This window comes from Actinomadura atramentaria DSM 43919 (genome assembly GCF_000381885.1).
Lineage (GTDB): Bacteria > Actinomycetota > Actinomycetes > Streptosporangiales > Streptosporangiaceae > Spirillospora > Spirillospora atramentaria.
Genome location: NZ_KB907236.1, coordinates 1 through 6,399, shown reverse-complemented (window position 1 = coordinate 6,399; position 6,399 = coordinate 1). Strand labels below are relative to the sequence as shown.

Sequence of the window (6,399 nt, the reverse complement as noted above, 5' to 3'; positions counted from 1 at the left end):
CCCTCTTCGTCTCAGGTCACAGGCCCCACCAAGCCATTTCGTGAGTGTTCCAAGTCACATATTTGTACCCACGGTTCCGACGAAACGGACCGTTACCGCCGCTACGAGCGGCCGAGGCGGGGCCCGGCCTTCGGATGAGGGGCCAGTGGATCTCCATGTGCTCCTCCGTTCGGAAGAGGAGCGCGACCGTCGTCGTCATCCCTGGTGGGGGTTGAAGGCGGCCAGTAGCCGCGTGAACTCGGGGTCGTTGAGGTCGACCTGGTGGTAGGTGGCGGTGTCGATGTCCAGGTGGCCCCAGGCGCCGCGCTGGCCGGTGCCGCAGACCATGATCGACACGGTCCGGCCGGGCTCGCCGAGGATCGAGGTGACCTCGTGGAAGACGTCCTTGCCGACGGTGTTCGTCGTCGGCGAGGCGTGGGCGATGTGGGGGACGACGTCGACCTGGCCGTCGTCGGCGAGCAGGTAGCGGTCCTCGGTGTAGCCGCCGAGGACGACGTGGCCGGTGAATTCGCGCCAGGGGTGGTTGTGGGGCAGGGGCTTGCCGTCGCCGCGCAGGTCGGGGGCGTGCCACACGTTGACCTTGACGGTGAGGTCGGGCGTGCGGTGCAGCACCAGCTCGGCCTTGGACAGCACCGCGTCGGGGGTGGGGATGAGCCACCAGGAGGTGGGATCGGTCATGGTCTCCCACGTCAGCGGCGGGCTCGCGGGGGCGTGCTCGGCGACGGCGTCGGCCGCCGCCTCGAACATCGCGTCGGTGATGGCGAGGTCCGGGAGGACCTGCGTCATTCTGGGCATGGATCTCTCCTCGCGGTGTTGGTGGCGGGGGTCCGGCCCGGCCGGTGTGCCAGCACCGGCCGGGCGTCCATCGAAAGCCTGCGCTCGCCATCGCGGACCGCACCAGGGGTTGCCCGTTTCCAACAGCGAGACGAAACGCGCGCCCCTGGCGGGTCAGCGGTGCGGGGCGACCAGGGTTTGCAGGATGGTGCGGGCGTCGCGGGCGTCTCCGAGGGCGCGGTGGTTGCCGCCGAGGGGGAGCCAGCGGCCGGTGCGCGCCCAGGTGGAGCGGGCCTGCATGAGGCAGCCCCAGTCGGTGGGCAGGTCGGCGGGGTCGAGTCCGGCGTGCTGGTGGGTCTGGTGGAGGCGGTCGCGGTCGAACGGCGCGTTGTAGGCCAGGACGGTGCGGCCGGCGACGGCGTCCAGGAAGCGGGGGAGAACGTCGGCCCAGGGCGGCGCGTCGGCCAGTTCGGCGTCGGTGATGCCGTGGACGCGGCGCGCGCCGGGCTCGACCGGGACGCCGTCCGGGCAGACCAGGGTGTCCAGCAGGACGTCGCCGGTCGCGGCGTCGATGACGGCGAGTTCGATGACGACGCCGCCTAGGTCGGTGGTCTCGGTGTCGAGGACGACGGCGGCGCCGGGTTCGAGCATGTCGCGCGCCCAGCGGATGACGTCGCCGACCGCGGTGGACAGGTGGATGCCGCCCAGGTGGGCGTCGGCGCCGGGGTGGTCGGCGAGGGCCTGGCGGACCTCGCCCAGGGTGGGGTGCCCGTCCTGGCGGACCTCCCAGTCGATTTCCCACCGGTCTTCGGCGTTCCAGTAGTGCGGCCACACCTCGATCGACCACTGCTCGGCGAGCGCGCCGCAGAACCCGTGGACGACGTCGGCGCGTTTGATGGGCAGGCGGGTCCACTCGCGCAGCGGCGACGGTTCGCCGGGCCGCGTCGCGCGGACGGCCTCCCAGTCCACGCCCGGCGTCTGCAGGGCGTCCTCGATGTCCCCGACGCGGAACAGCGGCACCTGGACGGTCTTGCGGACGCCGACCTTCATCTCCATCCACGTCGCGACGCGGACCCATCCGGCGGCGCGGACGTAGTCGAAGTCGCGGCGGCGGATCTCCATCCGCGTCGCGGCGGTCTCGGGGCCGACGAGCCGGGCGCGGCGGACGTCGTCGACCAGGTCCTGGTCGTCGGTGAGGTGGGCGATGTCCTCGCGCGCCCACCGGCCGTCGCGTCCGGGGGTGATGCCCTGCTCGGCCGCGACGCGCTCCAGGTCGGCGGCCCGCCAGTCCAGCCAGACCGCCGCGTCCTCGGTCGTGATCGACGCGGCGAGCCAGGCGTGCCGGGCCGCGACGACCTCGGCGAGGACCAGGCGGCCGTCGTCGGACTCGGTCAGCGCGGTCAGCGCCGCGACGTCGTACAGCGGCCACCCCTTGTACTCATCGACCTCGGCGACCAGTTCGCGGTCGATGAGCACCTGGACGTCGTCCTCGGTGACGTCCAGACCGGTCCGCTCGGCGGCCAGCTCCGCGCAGCGCCGCGCCCCCAGCGGCTGCGGGGGGATCGCCGCCCGGACTTCTTCGGCGCGCGCGACCAGGTCGCGCAGTAAGGCGGCCGACCAGAACTCGCCGGTGTCGGGGGCGGGGATGGCCCCGGCGTCGGTCCCGCGCCGGAACTCCCCGCGCGTGATCCCGAGCGCCTCGCGGAGCTGGTCGCGGTCGGCCAGCTCCGGGACCGCCGCCGTCAGCTCGGCGGCGCTCGCGACCAGGCCGTCCACCGTCGTCCCCGACCAGCGCGGGGTGCGCATGTCGAACGGCGGCAGCACGGTCCCGGCGGCGAGCGCCCGCGCCATCTGCCCGTCCGTCCACCCCAGCGCCGCCGCCAGCTCACGCGGACTGTGCGCCTTGGTTCTGCGCGGCTTGCGGGGCGGCGGGACCTCCGCCGAGGACGTGCCCGTCGTGCCGGTCATCGCTTCTCCTTCGGGCCGGTGCCCGGGCCGGTGTCGGTGCCGGTGTCGGTGCCGGTGTCGGTGCTGGTGTCGGCGCGCAGGGCGACGCGGGCCAGGCGGCCGCCCTTCGCCAGGCGGGCCAGGCCGGAGGCGTATCCGGCCAGGCGGTCGGTGTGCTCGTCCGGCCCGCCGGGCGGGTCGATCCGGCGGACGGCGGCAGCGTGGATCTCGCGCAGTTCCTGGGCGGTGTCCTCGTCCAGGTCGGTGACGATCGGGTCGGGGGTCCACGGCCACGCCCGCATACGGGCGCGGACGGCGTCGTCGTCCACGGCGGCGATCGCGGCCAGGACGTCGCCGCCGCCAAGCGCGGCGCGGGCGGCGGCGTCGGTCACCAGCGCGTAGCGGATCGCGGCGTCCCGCAGCGGCTCGCGCAGCGCGGCCGCGCGGTCGGCCAGGTACTCGGCGAGCCGGGCGGTCTCGCGTTCCACGGCGGCGCGGTACCGCCCGGCGGCGCGCTCGGCGGCCGCCGCGTACACCGCGACCGCGCGGTCCCGGCCCCGCAGCCCGGCCAGCGTCCCGGCGGTGTCGGCGGCGTTCGTGGCGGACTCGAACGCCTCACCGACCTCGGCGGGCAGCGCGGCCGCCGACCGCGCGGCCGCCCCGGCGCGGTCGGCGAGCGCGGGCAGCTCCCGCACCGCGACGCGCGCGGCGTCCACCTCCGCCTCGACCGCGCGGTACGCGGCGGCCGCGGCGTCGATCGCGTCCTGCGCGGCGTCCGGCCACCGCGACCACGACCCGTCCGGGTGCGGGGCCGCGACGTCGGGGTAGGCCCGCGCGTACTCCTCCCAGAGCTCCCGGTAGTGGGCGCGGCCCTCGGGCGTCAGGACGTGCCGCCGCGCTCCCACGGTGACCAGCGGCGGCGTCCGCTCGGTCAGCCACCGCCACGCCTGGCTGATCCCCTGTTCCCGGCCGTCCTCGCCCGCCGCCCAGACCTGGACCAGCATCGACCACAACGTCCGCGACAGCAGCCGGGACCGCGCCCTGATCACCTGCGCGGGGTCCACGCCGCCCGCCCGCGCGACCGCGCGCCCGTGGCGGGTGAGCTGAACCTCCAACCCGACGCCGGACCCGCCGGACGCGCCGGTCTGGCCGCGCGTCTCGATCAGCCCGGCCTGCTCCAGGGCGCGCAGCGTCGGCTCCGCCTCCCGCCCGCCGAGCTTCGCCCGCCGCAGACGGCCCCCCAGCTCGCGGGGCTCCAGCCACCGCCACTCCGACGCCGGAGGCGGCCGGAACCCATCGGCCCACAGGCCCTTCGCCCACACCTCGGTCGCCTGGTCGAAGTCGTAGACGACCCGCAGCATCCGGCGCTGCCGGTCGGTCAGCGCATCCCACGCCGCCCGCTGCCGCTCGGCCGCCGTGGGCCGCTTCTTCGTCTTCTTCGTCACCATCTCTCCTCCTCCCCGTCTCAGAAGGGCGGTTCGCCCTGGACGACATCGGCGGCGTCGGAGTGCAGCCGCAGGGTCGTCAGCGCCTCGGCGAGCGTGGCCCCGTCGCCCTCGGCCACCACCACGCCGTCGCCGTCGCCGGGCGCCGTCTCCAGCGTCGCGACGAACCGGTCCCGCTCCGGCGGCTCCACGGACTCGTCCTCATGCACCGCACCGCCGAACCCCGGCACCACGAACGCGCGCAACTGCAAGCCGTGCTCGAACATCAGGTCCTCGATCGACAGCGGCACCCGCTCATCGGCCCCAGCCTCGGTGCCGTCCTCGGCGTCGTCCTCGGCCGCCCACCGCTGCAGCGTGCGGAGCTTGACCTGCGCCAGCTCGGCCGTGCGCCGCCACGTCAGGCCCACCGCCAGCGCCTCCAGCGCCCGCTGCCGGACACGCGCGACCGCGGACTGCTCCGCCGGGCGGGTCACCGCCCGCACAGCCGCCGCCGCCGACAACGCCCGCGCCGCCTCCGCCCGCCGTTCCTCCGGCAGCAACTCCCGCCCGCCCTGCGGATGCGGCGTCAGGTTGATCTCCATCGGTTCCTCGTCTCTGGATTGTTGGGGTGGCGGCCGCGCACGCCCATCCGGGTCGGGCGCGGCCGCCGTGGAACGCGCGGGGTCAGCCGCGCGCCGAGCCGGTCGGGCCGGTCCACCCGCGCGGCGTCAGCCACGGGCCGGAGTCATCGCCGAGCGCCGCACGGCGCACCGCCGCGACGGCGTCAGCGTTGGTGTCGGCGGGCGAGTCGGCGGGCTCGCGGCCCGGTCCGGCGGCGTCGGCCGCCTGCGCGGGCCGGTCGATGACGTCGCGGTGCAGGTCGCGGTGGACCAGGACGACGTCGCGGTCGCGCAGCGCGTACGCCAGCGCCATCCCGACCGTCGCGGCCCGGTGCCGGCCCCCGGCGCAGCCGACGGCGACCGTGACCGGCGCGTCGGTCGGCCCGGCCAGGTACGCCCGGACGGCCGCCGCCGTGGCGGTCACCAGCCGCGAGATGCCCGGCGTGCCCATCACCGCCTCCCGGACCTCGATGTCCTCCGCCGTCAACCAGCGGAGTTCCGGCCGGACGTGCGGGTCGCGGAAGTGGACGCGCAGGTCCAGGACGATCGTCGCCTCCGGAGCCGGAGCGTGGCCGTAGCCGAACGTGGTGATCTCGACGTGCTGCTGCTGCATTCTTGATCCAGTCCTTCCAGGTGCATCTGGGTGGATCAGGACCTCGGCGGATGGTGGCTCACCCGCCGAGGTCCGACCTTGTACGCATGAGCCTACGCGGTGTACGCCTAGGCGTACACGACATCGCGAGAGTTGGCCGCATCGCGCCAAGATCGGCGCGTTCATCTAACGGTCGTTTGATGAACACGGCGGGGCGCGCGCCGGACGGGCCGCCCCGCCACCCCTAAGCGTTCATCTGGCCGTTCATTTTCCGGTAGCGTTCGGAAACCTCGCCTACTGCGTTTGATGAACGGAGGGGATCGCCGTGGCGCTCATTGGCCTCGTCCGCGTCAGCACCGACAAGCAGCAGACCCAGCGGCAGCACGACGCCCTCGACCCGATCTGCCTGCGGGTCATCGAGGAGAAGACCAGCGGCAAGCTCGCCACCGAGGACCGCCCGGACCTGCTCACCGCGCTGTCCTACCTGCGCGACGGCGACCTGCTGACCGTCCAGGAGGTCGACCGCCTCGGCCGCAACCTCCTGGAAGGACTCATCGTCCTCAACGACCTGTTCCAGCGCGGCGTCGGCGTCAAAGTCCTGGAAGGCATCGCCGCCGGGGAGCACACCGAGCGCTCCCTCATCCTCGACCTCGCCCTGGCCCTGGCCGAAGACCGCCGCCGCGACATCGTCCGCAAAACCAAGGACGGCCTGGAGGCCGCCCGCCGCCGCGGCCGGGTCGGCGGCCGCCGACCCGTCGTCGACGACGACAAGCGCGCCGCCATCCTCGCCCGCCGCGAACGCGGCGAGTCCATCCGCACCATCGCCGCCGGCGTCAAGGTCTCCGTCGGCGTCGTCCACAAGACCCTCACCCAAGCCGCCGCCACCGCCCCGGCGGCCCGCCCCGCACCCACCACCGACCTCGCCACCAGCGGCACCACCAGCGGCACCGCTACCGGCGCCCCCGCCGACGCCGACGCCGTCCTCACCAACGCCGACCGCGCCCTGCTCATCATCCTCATGTCACAGGGCGGCGAAGCCGAC

The 6,399-nt window shown here is 74.7% G+C and carries 6 protein-coding genes; 1 reads left to right on the top strand and 5 read right to left on the bottom strand.

Annotation, left to right across the window (positions count from 1 at the left end; all coding sequences use genetic code 11):
• Positions 1-195: 195 nt before the first annotated feature.
• The 5 genes from G339_RS0131860 to G339_RS36065 all read right to left on the bottom strand — a co-directional run bounded on the left by G339_RS0131860 (position 196) and on the right by G339_RS36065 (position 5,378).
• Complete coding sequence (locus G339_RS0131860) at positions 196-795, bottom strand: hypothetical protein (protein WP_157408150.1); 600 nt, start codon at positions 793-795, stop codon at positions 196-198.
• Positions 796-948: 153 nt separating this feature from the next.
• Complete coding sequence (locus tag G339_RS40145) at positions 949-2,742, bottom strand: 3'-5' exonuclease (RefSeq protein WP_019635110.1); 1,794 nt, start codon at positions 2,740-2,742, stop codon at positions 949-951.
• Complete coding sequence (locus tag G339_RS0131850) at positions 2,739-4,166, bottom strand: hypothetical protein (RefSeq protein WP_157408149.1); 1,428 nt, start codon at positions 4,164-4,166, stop codon at positions 2,739-2,741. The genes G339_RS40145 and G339_RS0131850 overlap by 4 nt, the downstream gene beginning before the upstream one ends.
• Before the next feature lie 20 nt (positions 4,167-4,186).
• The gene (locus G339_RS0131845) at positions 4,187-4,747 is read right to left on the bottom strand and encodes a helix-turn-helix domain-containing protein (protein ID WP_019635109.1); all 561 of its coding nucleotides are present in this window, start codon (positions 4,745-4,747) and stop codon (positions 4,187-4,189) included.
• A gap of 82 nt (positions 4,748-4,829) precedes the next feature.
• The gene (locus G339_RS36065) at positions 4,830-5,378 is read right to left on the bottom strand and encodes a RapZ C-terminal domain-containing protein (protein ID WP_019635108.1); all 549 of its coding nucleotides are present in this window, start codon (positions 5,376-5,378) and stop codon (positions 4,830-4,832) included.
• A gap of 304 nt (positions 5,379-5,682) precedes the next feature.
• Here G339_RS36065 and G339_RS36060 point away from each other — a divergent pair.
• On the top strand, positions 5,683-6,399 hold a 717-nt coding region (locus tag G339_RS36060; protein WP_019635107.1), incomplete at its 3' end, for a recombinase family protein.